At 60.9% G+C, this 22,540-nt stretch carries 18 protein-coding genes; 7 read left to right on the top strand and 11 right to left on the bottom strand.

Annotation, left to right across the window (positions count from 1 at the left end):
* Positions 1–165: 165 nt before the first annotated feature.
* Positions 166–2,754: a cation-translocating P-type ATPase gene (locus tag EKM88_RS06030; protein ID WP_125704199.1), complete on the top strand. Its 2,589-nt coding sequence runs from the start codon at positions 166–168 to the stop codon at positions 2,752–2,754.
* Positions 2,755–2,873: 119 nt separating this feature from the next.
* Here EKM88_RS06030 and EKM88_RS06025 read toward each other — a convergent pair whose 3' ends face one another.
* The 4 genes from EKM88_RS06025 to EKM88_RS06010 all read right to left on the bottom strand — a co-directional run bounded on the left by EKM88_RS06025 (position 2,874) and on the right by EKM88_RS06010 (position 6,259).
* Positions 2,874–3,698, bottom strand: a complete 825-nt coding sequence (locus tag EKM88_RS06025; protein ID WP_125704197.1) for a methyltransferase domain-containing protein — start codon at positions 3,696–3,698, stop codon at positions 2,874–2,876.
* A 319-nt stretch (positions 3,699–4,017) separates the two neighbouring features.
* Positions 4,018–4,692, bottom strand: coding sequence for an ABC transporter ATP-binding protein (locus EKM88_RS06020; protein ID WP_125704195.1), 675 nt, complete (start codon positions 4,690–4,692; stop codon positions 4,018–4,020).
* 3 nt (positions 4,693–4,695) lie between these two features.
* Positions 4,696–5,745, bottom strand: coding sequence for an FtsX-like permease family protein (locus EKM88_RS06015; protein ID WP_125704192.1), 1,050 nt, complete (start codon positions 5,743–5,745; stop codon positions 4,696–4,698).
* Between the two features lies 1 nt (position 5,746).
* Entirely contained in the window at positions 5,747–6,259 is a 513-nt protein-coding gene (locus tag EKM88_RS06010; RefSeq protein WP_125704190.1) for a TetR/AcrR family transcriptional regulator, read from the bottom strand.
* Positions 6,260–6,522: 263 nt separating this feature from the next.
* Between EKM88_RS06010 and EKM88_RS06005 the strand changes: the two genes are divergently transcribed.
* Entirely contained in the window at positions 6,523–7,455 is a 933-nt protein-coding gene (locus EKM88_RS06005; protein WP_125704188.1) for an ABC transporter ATP-binding protein, read from the top strand.
* Positions 7,452–8,975, top strand: a complete 1,524-nt coding sequence (locus EKM88_RS06000; RefSeq protein WP_125704187.1) for an ABC transporter permease/substrate-binding protein — start codon at positions 7,452–7,454, stop codon at positions 8,973–8,975. Before EKM88_RS06005 ends, EKM88_RS06000 begins: the two co-directional genes overlap by 4 nt.
* A 357-nt stretch (positions 8,976–9,332) precedes the next feature.
* Here EKM88_RS06000 and EKM88_RS05995 read toward each other — a convergent pair whose 3' ends face one another.
* From EKM88_RS05995 to EKM88_RS05980, 4 genes are all read right to left on the bottom strand, one after another.
* On the bottom strand, positions 9,333–10,205 hold the full coding sequence (locus EKM88_RS05995) for an NFACT RNA binding domain-containing protein (RefSeq protein ID WP_125704185.1): 873 nt from the start codon (positions 10,203–10,205) through the stop codon (positions 9,333–9,335).
* A 104-nt stretch (positions 10,206–10,309) separates the two neighbouring features.
* Entirely contained in the window at positions 10,310–11,629 is a 1,320-nt protein-coding gene (locus EKM88_RS05990) for an NAD(P)H-dependent oxidoreductase (protein WP_125704183.1), read from the bottom strand.
* A gap of 1 nt (position 11,630) precedes the next feature.
* Entirely contained in the window at positions 11,631–12,239 is a 609-nt protein-coding gene (locus EKM88_RS05985; protein WP_125704181.1) for an NADPH-dependent FMN reductase, read from the bottom strand.
* Between the two features lie 126 nt (positions 12,240–12,365).
* On the bottom strand, positions 12,366–13,388 hold the full coding sequence (locus EKM88_RS05980) for a branched-chain amino acid aminotransferase (RefSeq protein ID WP_125704179.1): 1,023 nt from the start codon (positions 13,386–13,388) through the stop codon (positions 12,366–12,368).
* Between the two features lie 132 nt (positions 13,389–13,520).
* On the opposite strand from EKM88_RS05980, the gene EKM88_RS05975 reads away from it, so the two are divergent.
* Entirely contained in the window at positions 13,521–14,999 is a 1,479-nt protein-coding gene (locus EKM88_RS05975; RefSeq protein ID WP_225418444.1) for a gluconokinase, read from the top strand.
* A gap of 94 nt (positions 15,000–15,093) precedes the next feature.
* On the opposite strand, the gene glf is transcribed toward EKM88_RS05975, so the two are convergent.
* Positions 15,094–16,197: a UDP-galactopyranose mutase gene (gene glf, locus EKM88_RS05970; protein WP_125704177.1), complete on the bottom strand. Its 1,104-nt coding sequence runs from the start codon at positions 16,195–16,197 to the stop codon at positions 15,094–15,096.
* A 124-nt stretch (positions 16,198–16,321) separates the two neighbouring features.
* On the opposite strand from glf, the gene EKM88_RS05965 reads away from it, so the two are divergent.
* Positions 16,322–17,332, top strand: coding sequence for a glycosyltransferase family 2 protein (locus EKM88_RS05965; RefSeq protein WP_125704175.1), 1,011 nt, complete (start codon positions 16,322–16,324; stop codon positions 17,330–17,332).
* Positions 17,333–17,518: 186 nt separating this feature from the next.
* Here the strand turns inward: EKM88_RS05965 and EKM88_RS05960 are convergent, their stop codons facing one another.
* Both EKM88_RS05960 and brnQ read right to left on the bottom strand, forming a co-directional pair.
* The gene (locus EKM88_RS05960; protein ID WP_125704173.1) at positions 17,519–18,301 is read right to left on the bottom strand and encodes an alpha/beta hydrolase; all 783 of its coding nucleotides are present in this window, start codon (positions 18,299–18,301) and stop codon (positions 17,519–17,521) included.
* Positions 18,302–18,644: 343 nt separating this feature from the next.
* On the bottom strand, positions 18,645–20,030 hold the full coding sequence (brnQ, locus tag EKM88_RS05955) for a branched-chain amino acid transport system II carrier protein (RefSeq protein WP_125704171.1): 1,386 nt from the start codon (positions 20,028–20,030) through the stop codon (positions 18,645–18,647).
* An 853-nt stretch (positions 20,031–20,883) separates the two neighbouring features.
* On the opposite strand from brnQ, the gene EKM88_RS05950 reads away from it, so the two are divergent.
* Positions 20,884–21,699: a PTS mannose/fructose/sorbose/N-acetylgalactosamine transporter subunit IIC gene (locus EKM88_RS05950; RefSeq protein WP_125704169.1), complete on the top strand. Its 816-nt coding sequence runs from the start codon at positions 20,884–20,886 to the stop codon at positions 21,697–21,699.
* Positions 21,692–22,507 carry a PTS system mannose/fructose/sorbose family transporter subunit IID gene (locus tag EKM88_RS05945; protein ID WP_125704167.1) on the top strand — a complete coding sequence of 272 codons (816 nt, stop codon included), beginning with the start codon at positions 21,692–21,694 and terminating at the stop codon, positions 22,505–22,507. Before EKM88_RS05950 ends, EKM88_RS05945 begins: the two co-directional genes overlap by 8 nt.
* The last annotated feature ends 33 nt before the right edge of the window (positions 22,508–22,540 follow it).

The raw sequence follows: 22,540 nt of genomic DNA, 5'->3' as shown, positions 1-22,540 counted from the left end.
AACGAATTGAAATGTGGACGTCCAACTGGTATTTGCGGCTGTCGCGCCATCTCCCGTGATCGCGTGCCCCGACACATTCAAAAAAAATGTTGGTTCATATAATCAACTTATGCAAATTATAATTGTAGGTAGGAACGTCGCTGCCAAAGACTGAGGGGGAAGCATATGACACGTGTGAACGAGACCTGGTTTGAAGCCGAGCCACAAGCCATTGCAACGCATTTTGACAGTAGCCCGACCGAGGGCCTGCAAGCCGGTCAGGTGGGCCGCAACCGCGCGCACTTTGGGGAGAACCGCCTGGTCGAGGCGCCGCGGCAGAGCCTCATTCACCGGACGGTGCAGCATCTCAGTGATGTCACCTCGCTGATCCTGTTGTTTGCGGTGGCGCTGTCCGTGTATCTGGCACTGACCGCTGACAGCGGGTGGGTGAAGCCGATCGTGATCGGCGGCATCGTCTGCTTGAATGTGGGGCTTAGCCTCTATCAAGAAGGCCGGGCGGAAAAGGCCCTCGCCAGCCTGAAGGCGATGAACGAGCAGACCTCCATTGTGGTTCGCGATGGCGAGCGTCTGAGCTTACCATCAAGCGAACTCGTCCCAGGGGATCTGCTTCAGCTGAAGGCTGGTGACACTATTCCAGCCGATGCCCGGATCGTTCAGGCGACCGCGTTAACGGTTGAGGAGGCGATGCTGACCGGCGAAAGTGAACCAGTTGAAAAAAATCGTGCGGACCCGGCCCTTTACTCCGGCACCGCCATTTTGACTGCTACCGCCACGGCACTTGTGGTGGGGACGGGGATGCAGACTGAGATCGGCCAGATCGCCTCGATGCTGAACACCACCCAGGCCGTGAAGACGCCGCTGGCCGAGCGGCTGGACCACCTCGGCAGGCGGCTGTCCGCCGTTGCCGTCATCGGCGGGCTTGTGACGATCATGATCGCCGTGCTCCTGTATCAGGAGTCGGTGCCGGAGAGCCTGATGCTGGGAGTGGGCCTGGCGATCGCCGCCGTGCCAGAATCGCTGCCGGTCATCGTGACGCTGAGCATGACCGCCGGGGTCCAGAAGATGGCTAAGCAAAATGCCATCGTTCGGCGGATGACAGCGGTGGAAACCATCGGGAACGTGACCGTGATTGCCTCCGATAAGACCGGCACGCTGACGCAAAACCAGATGACCGCCACGCACTTGTGGCCGGGTCAAGGGCCGATACTGGATCTGCGCACCAGCGCGGCACCCGCATCGGACCACCTCGCCTTATGGGGGTTGGCGACCGGCGTCACAACAGGGGCGAACGGCGCGATCCTGGGCAGCCCCACCGGGGTGGCCGTGTACCGGTTCGCGGCCAAGACGCTGGACCTGCCTCGCGTGCAGGCCGAATATCCGCAGTTAGCGGAAGACCCCTTTGATTCGACCAAGAAGCGCATGGCGACCTTGCATCAGCATGACGGCCGGTGGTTAGTGGTGGTGAAGGGGGCGTATGACCGGCTCGATTTTGCCGGTGAACGCGCGGAAAGCCAGCGGCGACACGACGAAATGGCGGCTCAGGGGTTACGGATTTTGGCGGCCGGGGTCAAGTGGTTGGACCAGGCGCCGGGTGCGGATTGGATGAACCAGCTGGACCAGCTCACGTTGGTGGGGCTGATCGGCATCATGGACCCGCCGCGCGAAGCGGTGCCCCAAGCGATTCGCACTGCGCAGCAGGCCGGGATCCGCACGGTGATGATCACCGGCGATCACTTGCAGACAGCCAGCGCCATTGCGACCCAGATCGGCATCTTGCACCCTGGCGAACGCGCCATCACCGGCGATCAGCTGGCGGCCATGACGGATGCTGAGCTGACGGATCAGATCGGCCAGATCCGCGTGTTTGCCCGCACCACTCCCGCAGATAAGCTGCGGATCGTGAAGTGCTGGCAGGCGCAAGGGGAAGTGGTGGCGATGACGGGAGACGGGGTCAATGATGCCCCCGCTTTGCGTCAGGCCGATGTCGGCATCGCCATGGGCATCACCGGGACAGATGTGGCCAAGAACGCATCCGACATTGTCCTGACCGATGACAACTTCGCCACGATCGTGCGGGCGGTGCGCCAAGGCCGCACGGTGTACCAAAACATCACCAAGGCGGTGGAGTTCCTGGTGTCCGTCAACTTCGCCCAGATCTTTACAATGATCGCTGCGGTGCTGATGGGCTGGGGCGGCGTCTTGAGCGCCGAGCAAATGCTGATCGTCAATGTGTTGGCAGACGGGATCCCAGGATTCTTCATCAGCCGCGAACTGGCGGAACCCGGCGTGATGAAAATGGCACCGATCGACCGCCACACCAGCATCTGGCAGGCGGGGCTCGGCAAGCGGGTGGCGGTACGTACGGCCACCTATGTGATCCTGATCCTCGGCGTTTACGCCTTGGGCCGCTTCCAGTTGGGTGGCGGGCCGGTGCTGGGTATGACGATGCTGTTCTTTGTCCTGGCGATGGGCTCGGTGTTAGACCTGTTCCCGATCAAGTCGCGGCGCCGCATGAGCTGGGCTACCTTCCGTTGCAATTGGCCGCTGACCCTCAGCGTTGGCGCGATCCTGGTCGCGCTGGTCGGCATTGGCAGTCTCCCCGTGTTGAGTCACGCCCTAGGCCTCGTCTGCTTGACGGCGGGGCAGTGGGGCATTGTCCTCGGGGCCAGCCTGCTACCGATGCTGGTCGTTGAGGCCTATAAGCGCGTGCAGCACGCAGACGAATTGCAACACTGGGTGGTGCCTGACGCGTGACCTGAAACCGCGCAACCTGACACTTGGGTTGCGCGGTTTTGCTGTCATCGCATCAAAAAGCCCTGCAAAGGCAAAATGCCAAATGCAGGGCAGGGGTCAGTTAATGCGGTGGCGATCGATCAGTCGCGCACGGCGGTCAGGATGAAGGCGTCCAGCGCCTGTGTGTGGTCGACTTGCGTGTCAAGCGTGGCCAACAGCGCCGTCAGGTACGCGCGCTCAGTTGGTGTGAGCGTCGCGTCGGCCTCGATCATCGGGCCGTAGTCGTGACGGGTGAGTGCGATTTCCCATTCGCCGTCCTGCATGGCGCCAGTTGGGTGGGTCGTGGTGGTGCAGGCCCAGCCATTGGCCACAAGGGTGGCGGTGAGTTGCGCAGGTGTGATCAGGGTACGAATGTTTTCCGCGCGGTCGGGCCGCTTGGCCGCGTACGCCGCTTGAATCAAAACTGCCAGTAGGTGGCCGTTTTGCTGTGGGTCGCGCAGGGCCAGCGACCACTCCGCGATGCCGATGCGCTGAACCGCCGGGGCCAGCGCCAGCAGCAGCTGCGAGAACGCTGCGGCGGACGGGAAGTACCAGGCCGCGTGAGTGATGACGAGCAGGTCGAACTGCGCCGGGGCAAAGTTGGCCTGCAAGACATCGCTTTGTAGGTGCACGTCGATGCGGGCACCAAGCGGGCCGGCGGCGAGGTTGGCCTGCGCCTGGCCGATGGTGAGCGGTGCGCCGTAATCCGGCGCCGCGATGTCGTAGGCGGTGACGTGGCCAGTCGGGCCCACGGCCGCGGCCAGTGCCGCCGTCATGTCGCCTTGGCCACACCCGACTTCCAGCACGCGCATGCCGGGTTTGACGCCGAGCGCTTGGGTTATCTGGACATGGTACGTGGTTTGGATCAGTTGAATGGGGTCGCTTGCCGGCAGCCCCATCGCAGTCACAATTTCATTTGGATTCAATGTTTTATTCCTTTCGCAAACGCGTTAAGGAATCTGGTGCGCTAGGCGCGCGCAGCCTCCTTAACAGGGATGACCAATAAGTTAGGGAATACCATACCTTCCTCAGTCCTTTCAGATTAATTAAGCGCAATCATAGCATAAGTGGCGGGGCGTTGCGACCGGAAGTTTGCCACCAGTGACAAAGATGCGAACTGCGGCTCAGTTCTGCGGGCGTGGTATGAGGCGATATGGTGACAGAAGCCCAAATATAACAATAAAACGCGCGTCATCGGGCGATCAAAGGCCGATTGACGCGCGTTTTAGTTACGATAGTGGGGGATTAATTCTGCTTGGTCAGCACCCCATCCTGCATCTGGTACAACACATCGGCTGAGTCCACGAGGCGGCTGTCGTGGGTCACCACGACGACGGCCTTGTGGTGCCGAATCGCCAGGTCGCGCAGCAAGGCACCAACGACTTTGACCCGGCTACCGTCCAGCGCGGCGGTCGGTTCGTCGGCGAGGATGATGGCGGGGTCGGGGTACAAGGCGCGGGCGATGGCCACACGCTGCTGCTGACCACCGGACAGTTCGGCCGGGTACTTGTGTAGCAGATCCTGAATGCCCAGCGTCGCCAGCACATTTTGCAAGGCGGCCGGGGTCAGGTTGCCCTTGGGCTTGACCTTGTCGACCAGCTTGAACTGGTCGGCCACGGTCAGGTACGGCAGCAGGTGGTAGGCCTGCAGGATAAACCCGATCTCGCTCAGGCGCAAGGCGTCCTTCGCCTTTTTGGCGCGGTCGGTGTAGCGAACGCCGTTGACGGTCACGGTGCCGCTGGTGGGGGTCAAGAGGCCCCCGGCGATCGTCAGGAAGGTGCTTTTGCCCGAACCAGACGGGCCCATGATCAGGCTCAGGGTGCCGGGCTCGGCCTCGAAATTGACATCGTGCAGCACCTGAACGCGGGCGGTGCCGGTGCCGAAGACTTGATTGACATGTTGCACAGCGAATGAACTCATGGGTTAACCTCCAATCACGGACACCGGGTCGACTTTGAGCACCGAGCGGATCGGGATCAGTCCGCCGATCAGCGCCATGACCAGCAGGCCGAGGCCGACCGCGGCCAAGAGCGGCACGTCAAAGGCCATCGGGACGCTGGCGGGGATCATCACGGCGGTCAGTGCCGTCAGCGCGGTGGCGCCGACTAAACCGCTCAGCACCAGCAGTACGGACTGCGCGACGGTGGCTTCGACTAGCACGCGGCTGGGGATGCCTTGCACGCGCAGCACGGCGTAGTTGGGCAGTTTTTGCATCGTCAGGATGTACAAGAAGACGGCGATGATGATCAGGGAGATCACCATCAAAAAGGCGATCATCATGACAAAGGTCGTGGTCTGCGCGGTGTAGCCGGGCAGCTTGTCGATCAGCGTCTGCTTGGCGTAGGTCTTGGTCCCCGCGGTGGCCTTGCGAGTGCTCCCAGGCTTAGACACCACAGCACTGGCGATGGGACCGAAGTCGATGCCGCGCAGCGTCTGCCAGGTACTCAGCTCGCCGTAGACGATCGGGGCGACATTGATCTTGGCGTTATTGGTAAAGCCGACGATGGTGAAGGTGTGGTCATTGAGCGTGACCTTGCTGCCGAGCTTGTAGCCAGCCAGCTTCAAGGCGGTGTCGGCGACCAGCTCGCGCTTACCCGCCACGCGCCGGCCGCTTTCAAGACCCAGCTTTCGGGCGATGAAGTCCTGCTGGCGCAGCCCCATGAATACGGCGGACACCTGCTTGTGCTTAGCGGATTTGACCACTGTGGCGGTTTCGCCGATCAGCGCGTCTTTTGCGGTCAGCGTGCCGACCTGCGCCTTGGTCAAAAAGGACTGGCGCATGTCGACATTAGCGTTGTCGTTCAGGGTGATGCGGGTAATCCCCCACGAATTGATGGCGTCGGTGTTTTGGCGCGCCAAGCCAAGGGCCAGGCTCGTGAGGATGAAGATCAGGTAGCCGATCAGGACGATCATCGCGACGATGAGCCCCGAGCGGAGTTTTTCTTTTTTGATTTCTTTCAGTGCTAGAAACATACTAGACTCCTTTGGTCAAAACGGCTTGCAGTTGCGCCAGGCGGGCGGTCGCGGTGCTGGGGTCCAGCAGGATGTCACGCACGGTCTGGTGGTACAGCGTGGTCACCGCCCAGCGTGTGGCCGCGTCCGGGCCGGTGCCCAGCGCGCTGGGGGTGGCCCCCAGAAAGCCTTCGTTGTAGCGGTAGTGCATCGTGATCAGCGCTCGGTAGCCGGTGGCATCGGTTTGGGCCACGAAGGCCTGAATCGACGCGACAAAGGCGGCGGTGTTGGTCGCGCTGGGCTGCGCAGGCAGCCCCTGGTGAATGGTGGTGAGCGCCGCCTGAAAAACGAACTGGTAGGCGTCCGTCAGGTCATCGAAGTACTTATAAAACGCGCCACGCGCGATGCCCGCTTGATCAACGATGCGGGCGACCTGCGCGGTTTGAAGTGGGTGATGGCTGAACTCTGCCAGCAAGGCCGCCTGCACCCGGGCCTGTTTGGCGGCGGGCAGACGGGTGAACGTTGCGTGGACCATAGGATGGCTCCTTCCTTGGTGACACCGTGTCACCGACTGGGCCAGTATCGCACAAGGGTGACACGGTGTCAACATTCGGTCGGTTTTTTCGTGAATCGCGGTGGTGGATGGTTTTTTGCGCGCGCTGGGGTCAGCATGGTACGGTGAAGATGACCCGTTTGGCCCCTAAATGTGACTCAAAGCCAAACCACGGTACCGTTCACGCGGGCAACGCGTATAATGAAACACACAACTGCGCTTGCGGGCGCCAAGGGGGAAGTGCGATGCTCACATTCAAACAGGTGACCAAGGCGTATGGCGACCAGCGCGCGCTGGATGCGGTCAGCCTGACGATCGCCAGTCACGAGCTGTTCGTGCTGGTCGGCCCGAGCGGCAGCGGCAAGACCACACTGCTCAAGATGATCAACCGCTTGAACACACCGACCAGCGGCCAGATCCTGATCGACGATTCGGACGTGGCGGCGGTGACGGATGTCCGGGCGCTGCGCCGGCGCATCGGCTACGTGCTGCAGGGTGGCGCATTGTTTCCGAACATGACCGTCGCGCAAAACGTGGCGGTGCCGCTGGCCACGCTGGGGTGGTCGCAGGCCGCCCAAACTGCACGGGTGACAGAGCTTTTGACGCAGGTGGGGCTTTCGCCTGAGCGGTTTTTGACGCGCAAGCCCAGCGAGCTATCAGGCGGGGAGGCGCAGCGTGTTGGCATCATTCGCGCGCTGGCTGCCAAACCCGATATCATTCTGATGGACGAGCCGTTCTCCGCGCTTGACCCGCTGTCACGCACGCAACTGCAGGCACTGGTGCGCCAGTTGCACGCTGCGTTGAAGACAACGATCGTCTTTGTCACCCACGACATGGACGAGGCATTGGCGCTGGCGGACCGGCTGGCGGTGATGCACGCGGGCCAGCTGCAGCAGGTCGGCACCCCGGCCGAGCTGCTCGGCGCGCCGGCCAATGACTTTGTTGCCCAATTCTTCGCTGGCGCACGCGATGCGCAGCAGTATTTGCGCCAGGTGATCGCGGCGGGCTTCGGCCATCCCGGGACCGGTGAGCAGGCGCTCGCGCCCACTGCGACCCTTCAGGCGTGGGCACAGGTGCTGCGGCAGACGCCCACGCAGGCGGTGCAGGTGGGGCCGACGGTGCTTGAGCCAGCCGATTTGATTGCCTACCTCGCCAGCACAAAGGAGGTGCGCGCATGAGCCAAGCCATTTTGACTTATTGGCAGGAAAACGGCGCGGAGATCTGGCGCGCACTGGGGCAGCACCTTGCGCTGTCGCTGTTGGCGACGCTGATCACGATGGTTATCGCGATCCCGCTGGCAGTGGTGTTGATCGACCACCGGCGGGCCGGTGAAGCGGTGCTGCAGGTGGCGAGTGTGATCCAGACTATTCCAAGCCTTGCCATCCTCGGCCTGCTGATCCCGCTGGTCGGGATCGGTACGGTACCGGCCCTGATCGCGCTGGTGCTGTATGCCATCATGCCGGTGTTTTCCAACACCTACGCGGGGCTGACCAATATCGACCCGCGGTTGATCGAAGCCGCCGATGCGTTTGGCGTGTCGCGGCGGTTCAAGCTGTTTCGGGTGCAGCTGCCCCTGGCGATGCCGATGATCCTGACCGGTTTGCGCCTAGCTGCGGTGATGGTGATCGGCACCGCCACGCTGGCCGCTTTGATCGGTGGTGGAGGGCTGGGGACCTATATTCTGCTCGGCATTCAGACCAACAATAACGCGGCCCTGATCATCGGCGCCGGGCTGGCCGCCGCGCTTGCGCTGATCGCCAGCGCGATGATCAAGCTCTTGGCGCGCGGGAGCTGGCGGTGGCTCGCCGGAGGCACAGTCGCGCTGCTGGTGATCAGTGGCACCGCGTTGGGCGTCACCACCTGGCGGAACGCCAACCGGGAGACCATCACGATCGCCGGCAAAATGGGCGGGGAGCCTGAAGTCCTGATCCATATGTACAAGGACCTGATCCAGGCGGCGGACCCAAGCGTTCACGTGGCGGTCAAGCCGAATTTTGGCGGGACGGCCTTCCTGTTCAAGGGCCTGACCAGCGGCAAAATCGACATCTACCCCGAGTTCACAGGAACGGTGCTGCAGTCGCTGGTCAAAACCGATCAGGCGGTGCCGCACCAGCCGGCAAAGGCCTACCAGCAGGCCAAGCAGCTGCTGGCCCGGCAGTTTCAGCTGACGTACCTGCCACCGATGGCGTACCAGAACGGCTATATGATGACGGTTCGGCGCGCCGATGCCGAGCGGTACCAGCTCCAAACGATCGGCGACCTGCAACGCGTGCCGCAGTTTCAGGCGGCATACGATCCTGATTTTTACCAGCAGGCGGACGGCTGGCCCGGCTTGCAGCAGGCGTACGGGCTACAGTTCAGCAAGGTGCGCACGATGGAGCCGGCGCTGCGCTATGAGGCGCTGGCGGACAAGCATGTGGATGTGACCGATGGCTACACCACCGACCCGCAGATCAAGGAATACGACTTAGTGGTGCTTGAGGACGACCAGGCGTTCTTCCCGCCGTACCAAGGGGCACCGCTGATGAGCACGACGTTTGCCAAGGCGCACCCCAAGGTCGTTCAGGCGCTGAACCGGCTGGCTGGCAAGGTGACCACGGCGCAGATGCAGGCGCTCAACTACGCCGTCACCGTGAAGCACGAGAAGGCGGCAACGGTTGCGCGGCGGTTCTTGAAGGACCAGGGACTGATCGACTAGCCGTTTGCTTTAAATGCCGGACTCCGGTCCAGCCAGCGACACTTCCAGCTCCGGCGGGTGGCGGCGGAACGCGTGGGGCTCTCTGGAGCCAAAGTGCGGTTTCCAGACCCGCCCTTGCTGTAAGCCGGCAAAGATCGCCAGCTAACAGCAATTTCACGCTGGCTCGCCGTCCGCCTCCGCTTCCAGTGTCACTGGCTGAACCTCCGTCCTCCGATTATGAACAACTCAGACATTCGCTAAAAAGATTACGTTTGCGAACCAACAAGTATTGAAATACGTGTTACGCAGATATTTTAAAACACACCTAGCGCACCAAAAAACCTGACCGCAACCGCGGTCAGGTTTTTTGGTGCGCCGCTAGAACTGAAGATCGGCGACTTCCCCCGGTGCGGCCAGCCGTTGCACCAAGGCGGCGTCTGGGGTCACGGTCAGGCTGCGCGCCTTGCCGCTGAAGGTGACGAGGCCGGGCTTGGCCCCGCGCGGCTTTTGTAGCTGGCTGACCTTCAGCACGTCCACGGCAACGGGGCGGTCACCGCGGCCCTTGCTGAAGTAGGCGGCCAGGCTAGCGGCTTCCCGTAGCGCCTGGGGGCTGGGGGCGGCGGCATGCAGGACCACATGCGAGCCCGGCATCTCGCTGACGTGCATCCAGGTGTCCGCCTTGGGGGCGGTCAGCGTCAGGGTATCGTTTTGGCGCGCGTTTTTCCCCACCTCGACCAGCTGGTGGTCAGTGGTGTAAAAGCGGCGCGGGTGCGCCGGCGGTTCCGGCTTGCTTGAGTGCAGGATCTGCGTCTTGAGCGCGCCGCTTTGGCGCAACTGCGCACCCAGCGCCTGTACCTGCGCGGGATCGGCCGTGGCCAACTGCGCCAGCTGGGCTTGCAATTGGCGTAGCTTGGCCGCGGCGCTGGCTTGGCGCGCCTGCACGGTGGCCTGGCCGCGCTTGGCTTTGCGGTAGCGGCGGAAGTAGACCTCCGCGTTGGCCATGACGGACAGCGCGGGGTCGAGCGCGATGGTCACCGTGGCGTCGGGCTGGCGGTAATCCGGCAGGGTGACGTGGGTGGGGCGGCCGGTGATCTGGCTGACGTAGGTTTTGAGCAGCGTGCCCTTGAGCTGGAGCAAGGCGCTGTCGCCGGTCCGGCTTAGCGCCAGCGTTAAGGCGTTGAGGTCGTGCTGAGTGCGGCTGATCTGGTGGGCCAACGCGGCCCGGACGACTTCTTCGGTGAGTGTGAACATGAGAACCTTCCTTGGCGTTAATGCCCCTGTTTTAGCACGGGGACGTGGGCGGTGTCAAACCGTCGCAACACAAAAGCCCGCCGGGGCGGGCTTCACGGTTCATCTTAGTGTTCGGACGCGCCAGTGCTTGCGTCCGGGGCGGCCGGCGCAGCAGGCGCGACCGGTGGGACGAGCGGCGTGGCGGCCTTAGCTTCGGAGGCACCGGTGGTCGCATCCGGGGTTGCTGGCGTGGTTGGCGCAGTCAGCGGGGCCGGCGCGGCGCCAGCATCGGACGCGCCAGTGGTGGCGTCGGCCTTCGCATCTGGCGTAGCCACCAGTGTTTGACCAGTGCGCTTGAGGTAGTCGGCCACGATCGGCCAGGTGTCCAGTACCCATTCGTTCACGCCGCGGTAGTTGCCATCGGCGTCGTGCATGGCCTGGTAATAGTGCATGATCCACTTGGCGTTGACCTTGTTGCCCGGCACAGGCATTGAGAAGCGGTCGGTTTGGCCACTGCGCAGCATCCAAATGACCTGCTTGACGTGGTCGCGGGCGCGTTCAGGGTGGCAGTTGGCGGCCGGGTTGCCGACGTTTTTTGGATAGCGCGGCGCGAGCATGTCATCGTGGTCGAGGAAGTGGTTGTAGTAGATGAACTGGTTGTTGTCATCCATGAACGTGGCCTCCATCGGGAAGGTGTTCAAGAACCAGTTCAGCTGATCAACAGTGAGCAGGCCGCGGTCCAGCTTGACGTAATCATGGCCGCTGGCGGCGCTGGTTTTCTCGGCAGCTTGCTCCACCCAGTCATCGGCGCCCATCGCCACATCCTTGACGGTGGTGTCGGTGGGGTTGCCCGCATTCAGGTCTTCCTGCCGCCACGGTTCGGTGTGCGTTTTCTCCTGCATCGAGGCGAGCACGGTGACCCACTTGACGAACTTGGCCATCACGCTGCCAAGGAACTTGACGGTGCGTTCGTCCTTGAGGTTCCCGTGGTCGTCAAAGGCGGTGCGGACATCGGCGAGCAGGAATTCATCGCTAGGCATCACCAACGCGCCGACCCCCGGCGCTTCCAGCACCTGGCGTAAGGCGAGCTGGGCGCGCGAGGAGCCCTGGGTGTAGTAGGACGCTCCGACGATCAAAACGGGCTTGTTGGTGAACGGGTGCACGTTAAAGGACAGCCACTCGATCACGTTTTTGAGCACCGGCGCCAGCGTGTGGTTGTGCTCCGGGGTGGCGAGGATGACGCCGTCTGCGGCCTCGATCTTGTGCGTCAGGTACTGGATCGGGGCGCTGTCCGTTTGGTCGTCGTCTTGGCTGAACATCGGCACATCATTGATGCTCAGGATCTCGATGTCGGCCAGTTGGGCAAAGTGGCTGGCAATGTAGGTGACCAGCTTGCGGTTGTATGATTCATCGGCAATGGAGCCGGCGATTGCGACTAATTTCATGTTATGCCTCCGTCTCTGCGGTTTCGTGCCATTCCGGCTTGGCCGCCGCAAGTGAATTCGTCAGTTGTGCGTTCAGGTCAACGAAGATGCCAAAGTCGCGCATCAGGCCGTCTAGCTGCTTGGTGAGCGTCGAGTCTTCCAGGTTCCCCTGTTCATCGAACGCTTGCAGGGAGTGGCCGACCATGAACTCGGCGCTTGGCATGATGCGCGCGTCAAGCTCCGGGGATTCCAGGATCTGGCGCAGCTGGGCCTGCGCCCGCGAGGTGCCGAGCGCGCCGTAAGAGGCGCCGGTGATCAGCACCGGTTTACCCGCAAATGGGTGGATATGATAGGACAGCCAGGCCAACGCGGAGCTCAGCACGGCAGGCGTGGCGTGGTCGTATTCCGGGGTGGCGATGATCACGCCATCCGCGGCCTCGATCTTGGCCGCCAGCGCGGTGGCCTCCGCTGGCACACTGCGGTCAGTGGTTTTGTAAAACAGCGGCAGGTCGTCGAGTTCGACCAGCTCAACGGTGGCGAGGTCTTCGAAGTGTTGCCGGATGTACTGCAACAGCTGACGATTCGTGGAGTGACGCGAGTTGGTGCCTGCAATGCCAATGTAATGTTTCATGAGTTGCTCCCCTTTGCCAGAAATCTTTGCGCACGATGCGTACAAGTGAATTATTGCACAGATGCCGATGCCGTACAATCGCTTCCAGGCTATCTTAATCTATCCATTATTGCGGTGGCAGCTATCCTAATCAACGGGTACGAGCCAGCCGGCTGGGGCCGGGCGGTCACCGAATTGGATCCCGGTCAGCTCGGCGTACAGCTGTGTTGTGATGGGGCCGGTTGCGCCGTGGTTGAAGGTGTGGGTGTGCGTGCCGTTGGTGATGCTGGCAATCGGGGTGATGACCGCGGCCGTGCCACACGCGCCGGCCTCACTGAAGTCGCTCAGCGCATCGATCGGTACGCGCGTCTCCTGCGCTGCCAAACCGAGTCGGTCGTGCGCCAGCTGAAGCAGGGAATACTTGGTGATGCTGGGCAAAATCGACGGCGAGCTCGGTGTCACGAAGCGCTTCTGATCCTGGGTGATCGCAAAAAAGTTTGCGGAGCCGACCTCTTCGATGTAGCGGTGTTCCAGCGGATCGAGGTAGATCGCATCCCCGTAGCCCTGCGCGTGGGCCTGCTGCCCGGCCTGCAGGCTGGCCGCGTAGTTGCCACCGACCTTGCTTTGGCCGGTGCCGAAGTGCGCGGCGCGGTCGAAGTGGTCGGCCACCACGAAGCGCGTCGGCACCATGCCGCCCTTGAAGTAGGCGCCCACGGGCATGGCAAAAATGGTGAACAGGTATTCCTTGGCGGGGGCAACACCAATGTTGTCGCCGATGCCGATCAGCAGGGGGCGCAGGTACAGCGTCGCCCCGGTGCCGTACGGGGGCACGTAATCCTGGTTGGCGCGGACGACCTGCTGCACCGCCGCGATGAACTGATCTTCCGGCACGGCCGGCATCAGCAGGCGCGCAGCTGAGTTGGCCAGCCGCTTCGCGTTTTGATCCGGGCGAAAGAGCTGGATCGCGCCGCTCTTGGTGCGGTACGCCTTGAGGCCCTCGAACGCTTGCTGCCCGTAGTGCAAGGCGGGGCTGGCGACACTGATGGTGATAGTGTTGCCGCTCACCAGTTGGCCCGCGTCCCAGGCCCCGTTTTGCCAGTGGCTTTCGTAGCGATACGGCAGGTTCATGTAGTCGAAGCCGAGTTCGGCCCAGTTCAGATCAACGGTCATCGTGATTCCTCCAGTTCTTGAGATACTGCTAAGCGTAGCGGGGAATGCGCCACTTGGCAAGTTTTAAGGGGTTGCGTGCACGGGATGGCTGCGTGATACTAAAACGCAGAACGACCAACGGAGGGCGAGCGCGTGACACAATACATGATCGGCGTGGACATCGGGACAACAAGCACCAAGGTGGCCGCCTTTGACGCGGTCGGCCGCCTGGTCGCCAGCGCCAACGAGGCCTATCCGCTGATTCAAACCGCCCCGGGGATGGCCGAACAGGACCCGGCGCGCCTGGAAGCGGCGGTGGGCGCTGGAGTGCGGGCAGTGGTGGCCAGCCTGCCACCGAACGCTGTGGCGGGGCTGAGTTTTTCGGCCGCCATGCACAGTCTGTTGCTTCTTGACGCAAGCGGTCAACCGCTGACCCACGTGCTCACCTGGGCCGACAACCGCGCGCAAGCGGCGGCGGCGGCTTTGCAGGCGCACCCAGCGCGGGCGACGCTGTTTGAACGCCTGGGAGTCCCGCTTCAGGCGATGACGCCACTGGCGAAGCTGATGCACTTGCAGCAGGCGCAACCGGCACTGATGGCGCGCGCCGCCAAAGTGGTGGGCATCAAGGCGTATCTCATGGCCCGCTTGACCGGCCAGTTGGTGGTAGATGAGGCGCTGGCCAACGCCACCGGGCTGTTTGACCGGCATCAGCGGCGCTGGGATCCCCAGGCCCTGCGCCTGGCGGGGGTCACCGCGGCGCAGTTGCCGCGTTTGGTGGCGCCTACCACCACGCTTGCCTTGACGTTCCAAGGCGCGGCGGCCTTGGGGGTCGCCGCATCGGTGCCGCTGATCGTGGGCGCCTCGGATGGCCTGCTCAGCAATGTTGGCGTTGGCGCCGAGCCGGGGGACTTGGTGGTGACCATCGGCACCTCCGGGGCGGTGCGGCAAACCACCACGCGCCCGACCGCTGACCCGGCCGGGGCGCTATTTACCTACAACTTGGCCCCTGGGCTCTGGGTGACGGGGGGCCCGATCAATAATGGCGGCAATGTCTTGCGCTGGGTCCAGCAGACGCTGATGCCCGAAGCCAGTTACGACCAACTCACCGCACTGGCGGCCGGCGTGCCGGCGGGGGCGCGCGGCCTGCTGTTTTTGCCGTACCTGAATGGGGAGCGGGCCCCGCTGTGGTCAGGCGCAGCGCGTGGCAGCTTCATCGGGCTGACGCCACAACACGACCGCGCCGCCATGATCCGTGCGGCGCTGGAAGGGGTCGTTTTTGCACTGGTGGGCGTGAGCCAGCAAGTCACCGCGCTAGCCGGGCCGGCCCAACGCGTCTTAGCGGATGGCGGCTTTGCCAACAGTCCGCTGTGGTGTCAGGTGCTGGCGGATGCGCTGGGGCAGCCGGTGACGATCCCGGGTGGGCGCACCAGCACGGCGTGGGGCGCCGCCAAGCTCGGTTGGCAAACCCTCGGTGTGACCCCGCCACCGGCCCCAACGACCGGCCGCGTGTATGTGCCCCAGCCGGCCGCCAGCGCGACTTATCGGCGTCTGTTGCCGGTGTGGCAGCAGGCCACCGCGGCGCTGACGGCCACTAATGCGGCGCTCAGCGCGTTTCAACAAGAGAATGGCTGATCGCGAGGCCACGCACAACACGCCTCCCCACGAACCCGCATTCGGGTTTGCGAGGAGGCGTGTTAAGCTGTGGGAATAAAACTGCCCGTTTGGTTTAGACTTGGGCCGCCCAGTCGTCCAGCGCGGTGCGGATGACCTGGTCCATGTTGTAGTAGCGGTACGTGCCCAGCCGCCCGCCGAAGTGCACGTGGGGCAGCGCAAGCGCTAGGGCTTGGTACTGGGCCAGGCGCGCCGTGTTGGCGGCATCGTTGACGGGGTAGAAGGGTTCCTTGCCGCGCGTCCACGCTTCGGGATACTCGCGCGTGAGAACGCTTTGCGGCGTGATCACCCCGGTGAAATGCTTGTGCTCGATGACCCGGGTGTAGGGGACCTCGTGGCTAGTGTAGTTGATGACTGCGTTACCCTGAACGTTGGGGGCGTCGACCACCGTGGTTTCGAAACGCAGCGCGCGGTATTCAAGGGCGCCGAGCTGGTAGTCAAAAAACGCGTCGATCGGGCCGGTGTAGATCACCTGCTTGGCCAGCGCGGTCAGTGCGGCACGATCGGCGAGGAAGTCACAGTTCAGCTTCACCGTGATGCGCGCATCGGCCAGCATCGCGGCCACCAGCGCCGTGTAGCCGGCTTCGGGGATGCCCTGGTGACGGTCATTGAAGTAGTTGTTGTCGTAGGTCATCCGCAGCGGCAGGCGGCGGATGATGAAGGCCGGCAGAGCGCGGCAGTCGCGGCCCCACTGCTTCTCGGAGTACTCCTTGACCAGTGTCCGGTAGAGGTCGGTGCCGACCAGTGCAATGGCCTGCTCCTCCAAATTCGTCGGTGTACGGCCAGCCATCGTCTGGCGCTGAGCGTCGATCTTAGCCTGCGCGGCTGCCGGCGTCGTCACGCCCCACAGCGCGTGAAAGGTGTTCATGTTGAAGGGCAGGTGGAAGAGCTGGCCGTGAAAATTGGCCAGCGGCGCGTTGGTGAAGCGGTTGAAGCGCGCGAAGCGATTGACGTACTGCCAGACGGCGTCGTCATCGGTGTGAAAAATGTGTGCGCCGTAACGGTGCACGGCAATGCCTGCCACCGCTTCGGTGTAGGCATTGCCCGCGATGTGGGCGCGCCGGTCGATCACCAGCGCGGTTTTGCCCGCGGCCGCGGCCTGCTGGGCGAAGGTCGCGCCGTACAGGCCAGCGCCGACGATTAAGTAGTCGTATGTCATGGGGGACTCCTTTGCGGTCTTTACGAGTCATTTTACACGTTAATCGCTTGTTTATATTCAAAAGTTCTAATATTATTAGAAGAACCCCTAGACAAGTTGTGGCAGTAAGAAAGTGAGCAAAAACGTGAAACTTCTGAGTGTGTGCGTGCCGTGTTACAACTCTGCGGCGTATATGAACCGGTGCATCGATGCCCTGCTGGTGAGCGGTCCTGCGGTTGAAGTCGTCATCGTGGACGACGGCTCAAGCGATGGGACCGGCGCGATCGCGGACCAGTACGCCGCAGCCTATCCGGACCAAGTGCAGGCCGTGCACCAGGTCAACGGCGGCCATGGTCAGGCGATCAACGCCGGGTTGGCCGCCGCCACCGGCCGGTTTTTCAAGGTCGTGGATTCGGATGACTGGCTGGCACCGGATGCGCTGCACGCCCTGATGGCCAAGCTGACTGACTCGGCGTACACCGCGGGGCTGGACATGCTGATCTGCAATTTCATCTACGACAAGGTCAATGCGACGCACAAGAAAACCATGCAGTTTCGCCACCTGCTGCCCACGGATCGCGCCTTCACCTGGACCAGCGTGCACCTGCCGGCGGGGAAATACTTCTTGATGCACGCGGTCATCTACCGCACCGCGATGCTCAAGGCCGCGCACCTGCGGCTGCCCGCCCACACCTTCTACGAAGACAACCTGTACGTTTTTTACCCGCTGCCGCACGTCAAGCGGATGCGTTACCTCGACTTGGACCTCTACCATTACTACATCGGCCGTGCGGATCAGTCGGTCAACGAGGACGTGCTGATCGGCCGCATCGATCAGCAGCTGCGCGTCAACCGGGCGATGATCGATTTTTATCAGCAAACCGACTTCACCGACCCGGCGTTGGCGCGTTACATGCGCAGCTACCTGAGCATCATCACCGGCATCTCCTCGATCCTGCTATTGCGGGCCAAGACCCCGGCTGCCTTGGCGCAAAAACAGGCGCTGTGGCACTACATGCAGGCCACGGCCCCCGAGTTGCACACGCAACTGCGCCATGGCGTGGTCGGCTGGGGTGTCAACTTGCCGGGCCGCGTTGGCCGCGCCACCTCAGTGGGCGTGTACCAGGCGCTGCAGCACGTCTATCAGTTCAATTAATGTGAAGCGGCTGAGGCAAAACGCGCTTGCGCCCAGCGTATAAGACGGTCCCCATGACAAACCCGTACTTAGGTTTGATATGGGGACCGTCTTATATGGCAAGGGCGTTGCGTCTTGCGTCGTACTATGCTGGGATCGGTGTGATCAATCTTGAGCCGTTCATTAATCTTGGCATGGTTGCGTTCATCAGATGGTTTCGGTCAAAAACTGCACCGTGTCGGCAAACACCGCGTCAAGGTAGCCCTTGCCGTGCGCGCTACCTGGCATGGCTTGGAGGGTGAACGGCACGCTGGCCGCGGTGAGCGCCGTGGCCATTTGCAAGACGCCACTCATCGGCACGAATTCGGCCAGCGAGTTGGCCAGAAACATCGGGCCGGTGGTGGCGTTGACGCGTGGCGCCGGGGTGGCCGAGGCGTACAGTGTTGGGTCTGGCAGGTAGTTGGTGATGAACCACTTATAAAACCCGGGGTCCGTACCCGCCTGGTTGAGGGTGGCGCTGGCCCGGTGCGCGCTGCCTTCGGGATCGCGCGGCACCAGTACGACGTCGGGGTGCGCCTCAAGCCACGGCGCGATGTCGAGGATGCCGGATAGCGACACCACGGGCAGCCCATAGCGAATACCGAGCTCAACGGCCATGTTACCGCCGGCGCTAGCGCCCACCGCAGCGAGGTGCGCGCTGGGAAACGGCAGATCATGCGCACGGCACCAGGTCAAAAGGGTTGCCATATCATCCAGCGGGGCCGGGTAGGGGGCGGTTTTGGCCAAGCGATAGTTAGGCGCCAACACAAAGAAGCCCGCGGCTGCGAGCCGCTCGGCCCAGTCCGCGTCCTTGCGCTTGTCCCCTTGGAACCAGCCACCCCCGTGGATCAGGATCACGCCGCCCTTGGCCGGTTCGTTGGGTTGGTACAGGTCAACCGCCAAACCGTGCGGCTCGTCATAGAACACATCAGTTGCAATCAGTTGAGACATGGCGTCACCTCCACTAGCGTTGTCTTCACCATAAGCGTCTGAGGCGGGAAAGACAACTAATGCGCCTCGCACGAAAATGAGGCTGGGACGTCATTAACGGCCCAAGAATGAATTACGACTATTTCAGAATAGAACGACCCAAAATGCGCCGCCCTTGCTTTCGTCCGGCTATGCCGAACGCCGCAGCAAGGCGTCCTAACGTATGTCTGCGCGTAACTCACTGCGTTCCAACGAAGAGCAGGCCGTATAAGCAAGCAGCCCCACAAAACCTAAGTGCAGGTTTTGCGGGGCTGCTTGCTTATACACTGGGCTAAAATCGCATTTTGTCCCAGCCTTTCAACAGTTAGTTCGATTCAACGGCGCTACTTGCGGCCCGTTGCCGGTAGACGTGGACGCCCAGGCCCAACGCCAGGCCGACCACGGCGGGCACGACCCAGCCCATGCCGAGGCTGGCAAACGGCAAGTAGGCGTCACGGAAGTGGGTCAGCGCCAGCCCAAAGCCACTTTGACTCACCACGGCCGGGAAGGAGGCCACCATGTCGAACAAAGCAGGCAGTGTGGTGAAGCCGACAACGAAGCCGTAAACAACCGGATCGTGATGGAACAGGTTCCCGGTGACGGACAGCAGGATCAGCACCATCGCGAACGGGTAGAGGAACATCAGCATCGGCGTGGACCAGGCAATGATGGTTGCCAGGCCAAAGTTGGCGGTCAAGAAGCTGGCGAAGCTCATCAGCACCAGCCACTGGACATAGCTCAGCATCGGGAAGTGCTTATGAAAATCCTGAGCAAACGCGGCAACCAACCCCACGGCGGTCGTCAGGCAGGTGACGGTCAACAGCGTGGCCAGCAGTGCGTGGCCTGCGGTGCCGAAGTAGTAGGTCACGATCTGGTTGAACGCGGTGCCGCCTTCTGCGGAAACCTTAAAGTTCGCCAGCGACTTGGCGCCCAACACGATCAAGAACAGGTAAACCAACCCGATCATGCTGGTCGCCAGTACACCGGCCTTGGCTGTGACGGCGGAAACGGCGCTTTGCCGGTGCAGGCCCAGCCCCCGCACCGCTGTGACGACCGTGACCCCAAAGGCCAGCCCGGCCAAGGCATCCATCGTGTTATACCCCTGCAGAAAACCGTTGAAGAAGCCGGCCCCAACCGTGTGGTAGCCCGTCGTTGCGGCCTGACTGCCGGCGGCGCCCATCGAATGGGTGAATCCAAAGAAGAAGACGAAGAACAGCAGCACCAAGAACAGGGGATTCAGTGCCTTACCAACGGCGCTGGCGATATTTTGTTCCTTGTAAGACAGCAGGAATGCGGCGCCGAAGAACAAAGCAGAGAAGATCAGCAGGCCGACCGTCTGCAAGTTTTGCGGCAACATCGGGGCGATCCCGGTAGTGAAGGAGACCGTGGCCGTCCGCGGCGTCCCGAACAGCGGGCCGATGGTCAAGTGGATCAGGACCATAAACAGGACTGCGAACCATTTGCCCAGCGGTCGGCCGATGTCATAAACCCCTTCCGCGTGCATCGCCGACACGGCCAGCACGGACAACAGGGGCAAGACGACCGCGGTCACCAGAAAGCCCAAGGCCGCTGGCACCCAGTTGCCTCCGGCCAGCTGGCCGAGGTGCAACGGGAAAATCAGGTTACCGGCCCCGAAGAACAGGCCGAACAGCATCGATGCAACCACGACGTAATCTTTGGTGCTCAGTTTTTTATCAACAAGTTTGTCCATTAGGTTTCCTCCAGAAAATTGGCGTTGAGTGGCGGTTCATAATCGGGGCAATGTCACTTTCCATTTGGTCACCATCTCCTTTATTTGCAACAAAAAACACCCTTAGATCCATCTGGATCCAAGGGTGCCTGTGCACGTTACCACCTTGTCATCGCCAGCGCGTCACCGCGCCGGCCTCAATACGTACGGCCCGCAGGCGATACGCGTACACGATAATGGGTGTCCCCATGGCACGTTACTTAATTCGGTGCCCTGCTCGAAAGGGATATTCATCGCGCCACGCCTGCTTCCTCACACCTACCGAAGCTCGCTGAAAACGTTGGGACGACTACTGGTCTTTCTCGTTGCATTTTGGTTTGTTGATAATGAGTTTACCATGAGAAATTGAGGTGTCAAGGGATTTTTTAGCATATGCACAGTTACTGGGGTTAGATTACGTGGTGTCAGGGTTGATCTGAAGAGTCTGTCTTTATAAAGCGCTGTCGCTAAAAATAGTTAGAACCATAAGAAATGAAATTTCTAAATATGTAACATGTTACATTTGTTAAGGAATTACCGTTTCATATCGAGACGCCCAGTAGTTCCTATTTGGTCAAGACACGGACGGCAAGACACGTGAGTGAAAAGATATGTTGGGGCGGTATCAAACTCGAAATGTGCATGTAGTTAAGCATATGTTAGGGTTGTGACTCTGTCATTAACGCGTTGGAACTGATAAATGGCCATTTCAAAAGAAGGAAACGTAATTTCCTTAATTAAGTTATTTGTTTTTTAAAAGGAAAAATCATTGCATAGTAAAACGCTTCCGCCTACACTTGCCTTGTACTTCAAATTGTTCAAGGAGGATGTAAACATGGTCTCAGTTTTAATTATTGTTGTACTTAGCATTTATGTTTCCATTGCGGTGCTAGACCAGATTTCAATTCAAATCGGACCTTATTCACCATTGTTTGGTGGCGCAATCACCGGCTTGATTATGGGTGACCTTAAGACCGGACTTATCGTTGGCGCAACATTGCAATTGATGACGTTAGGGGTTGCGACTTATGGTGGCGCCACCGTGCCAGACTTTTTGACCGGCTCCATCATGGGGACGGCTTATGCCATCATTGCCGGTAAGGGCGCTGAATACGGGATCGGGTTGGCCGTGCCGATTGGCCTGCTGCTCACCCAGCTGGATATTTTGGCCCGAATGACGAACACGTTCTTCCAGCACCGCGCTGATCGCTTTGCCGAGCAAGGTGATGCCAACGGGGTTGAACGCCAGAACGTGTGGGGCACGATTCCGTGGATCCTGTCGCGTGTCATTCCAGTGGTAGTCGGACTGGTCTTTGGTCAGTCCGTGGTCAATGCGATCAACAGCTTCATCCCGCAGTGGTTCATGCTTGGCCTCAAGACGGCCGGGATGATCCTGCCAGCGATGGGGATCGCCATCTTGATGCGGTATCTGCCGCTCAAGAACTACTGGCCGTTCTTTATTGTCGGGTTTGTCTTCATGGCGTACTTCAGCAAGACCTTCTCCATTCTTGGGGTTGCGCTGATCGGGCTTGCGATGGCCGGCATCTACATGATGTTTGGCACGAAGCAGGCAGCGGCACCGGCAGCGGCTGGCACGACGACTGATACTTCTGATCAAGACGATGATGACGAGGTGGAAATCGATGACTAAGCTGGATAAAAAAGATATTAACAAGGTATACCTGCGCAACATCTTCGGCCTTCAATGGGGCTGGAACTACGAACGAATGCAGGGGCTGGGCTACTCTTGGGTCATGATGCCTGTTCTGAAGAAGCTGTACAAGAATGGCTCCGAGGACATGAAGAAAGCACTGCGGACGCACCTGGGCTATTTCAACACGAGTCAGCCGATGTCTCACCTGATCATTGGGGCGGATATCGGGATCGAAGAGAAGACTGGGATGCAGGATGAAAATGCCATCGTTGGTCTGAAGACCGGGCTAATGGGACCGTTCGCTGGAGTCGGGGACACCATTTTCTTGGCGATTTACCGGACGATCGTCTTCTCGATTTCCTCATACATGGCGCTCTCAGGTTCGCCAATTGGATTGCTTTTGCCAATTATTGGTGGCTTGCTGCTTCTGTGGGTGCGTTACTGGTTCACAAACATTGGTTATGAACAGGGGACCCGCTTGGCAACCGATTTTGCTGGGCAGATGAAGTCCTTGACCAATGCAGCTTCGATCTTAGGGCTGACAGTGGTCGGTGCATTGATTCCTTCGGTTGTCGCATTCACGTTAGACCTCAAGTACAAGATGGGGAAGGTAACACTCAACGTGCAGGATCAGCTGAATACGATTCTGCCAGCGCTGTTACCACTTGTGATCGTTCTTTTCTCCTACTGGCTGTTAGGCAAGAAGAAGATGAACTCGACCAAGTTGATTTTTGTGCTGATTGCACTTGGGATGTTCTTGGGTAACCTTCAACCGATCCTTGCTTGGTTTGGTGGCCTGATTTAAAGGATAGGGAACCTTTGAAAGTGGAGGAAGTAT

Origin of the sequence: Lacticaseibacillus daqingensis, assembly GCF_003946115.1 — a bacterium.
Taxonomy (GTDB): domain Bacteria; phylum Bacillota; class Bacilli; order Lactobacillales; family Lactobacillaceae; genus Lacticaseibacillus; species Lacticaseibacillus daqingensis.
The sequence above is the reverse complement of the archived record's forward strand: the minus strand, read 5'-3'. Positions and strand labels throughout refer to the sequence as shown.